Source organism: Kitasatospora sp. NPDC057518 (assembly GCF_042802075.1).
Classification (GTDB): Bacteria; Actinomycetota; Actinomycetes; order Streptomycetales; family Streptomycetaceae; genus Kitasatospora.
Window position 1 is genome coordinate 1 of record NZ_JBHVEU010000669.1, and the last position, 1646, is coordinate 1646.

The 1646-nt window shown below is 57.0% G+C and carries 1 rRNA gene (running past one end of the window); it reads left to right on the forward strand.

The annotated features are described in order from the left end of the window. Window positions 1-57 precede the first annotated feature (57 nt). Window positions 58-1646 (forward strand): 23S ribosomal RNA (locus ACFU7Z_RS38065); it runs 1490 nt beyond the window's last position.

The window sequence follows — 1646 nt, forward strand, 5'->3', positions numbered from 1 at the left end:
TCGAGGGTGTGTGACTGGTCGTTGTTTGAGAACTGCACAGTGGACGCGAGCATCTGTGGCCAAGTTTTTAAGGGCGCACGGTGGATGCCTTGGCACTAGGAACCGATGAAGGACGTGGGAGGCCACGATAGTCCCCGGGGAGCCGTCAACCAGGCTTTGATCCGGGGGTTTCCGAATGGGGAAACCCGGCAGTCGTCATGGGCTGTCACCCATACCTGAACACATAGGGTATGTGGAGGGAACGCGGGGAAGTGAAACATCTCAGTACCCGCAGGAAGAGAAAACAACCGTGATTCCGGGAGTAGTGGCGAGCGAAACTGGATGAGGCTAAACCGTATTGGTGTGAGACCCGGCAGGGGTTGCCAATGCGGGGTTGTGGGAATGAGCTTCAGTCGTCTGCCGGCGGCTGGGCGAGTCAGAAACCGTACAGGTAGTCGAAGGACATGCGAAAGGTCCGGCGTAGAGGGTAAGACCCCCGTAGACGAAATCTGTGCGGCTTGCTTGCTCATCTCCCAAGTAGCACGGGGCCCGAGAAATCCCGTGTGAATCTGGCGGGACCACCCGCTAAGCCTAAATATTCCCTAGTGACCGATAGCGGATAGTACCGTGAGGGAATGGTGAAAAGTACCGCGGGAGCGGAGTGAAATAGTACCTGAAACCGTGTGCCTACAAGCCGTGGGAGCGTCGTTCACCAGCTTGCTGGTGGGCCGTGACTGCGTGCCTTTTGAAGAATGAGCCTGCGAGTTTGCGGTGTGTAGCGAGGTTAACCCGTGTGGGGTAGCCGTAGCGAAAGCGAGTCCGAATAGGGCGTCTGAGTTGCATGCCCAAGACCCGAAGCGGAGTGATCTAGCCATGGGCAGGTTGAAGCGCGGGTAAGACCGTGTGGAGGACCGAACCCACCAGGGTTGAAAACCTGGGGGATGACCTGTGGTTAGGGGTGAAAGGCCAATCAAACTCCGTGATAGCTGGTTCTCCCCGAAATGCATTTAGGTGCAGCGTCACGTGTTTCTTGCCGGAGGTAGAGCACTGGATAGGCGATGGGCCTTACCGGGTTACTGACCTTAGCCAAACTCCGAATGCCGGTAAGTGAGAGCGTGGCAGTGAGACTGTGGGGGATAAGCTCCATGGTCGAGAGGGAAACAGCCCAGAACACCGACTAAGGTCCCTAAGCGTGTGCTAAGTGGGAAAGGATGTGGAGTCGCAGAGACAACCAGGAGGTTGGCTTAGAAGCAGCCACCCTTGAAAGAGTGCGTAATAGCTCACTGGTCAAGTGATTCCGCGCCGACAATGTAGCGGGGCTCAAGCACATCACCGAAGTCGTGTCATTGCAGCATATAGGGCCAACGCCTGCTGTGATGGGTAGGGGAGCGTCGTGTGCCGGGTGAAGCGGCGGTGGAAACCAGTCGTGGACGGTATACGAGTGAGAATGCAGGCATGAGTAGCGATACAAGAGTGAGAAACTCTTGCGCCGATTGACCAAGGGTTCCTGGGTCAAGCTGATCTGCCCAGGGTAAGTCGGGACCTAAGGCGAGGCCGACAGGCGTAGTCGATGGACAACGGGTTGATATTCCCGTACCCGCTTTGAAGCGCCAACGTCGAACCAGGTGATGCTAAGGCCGTGAAGCCGGCCCGGAGTCTTCGGACAA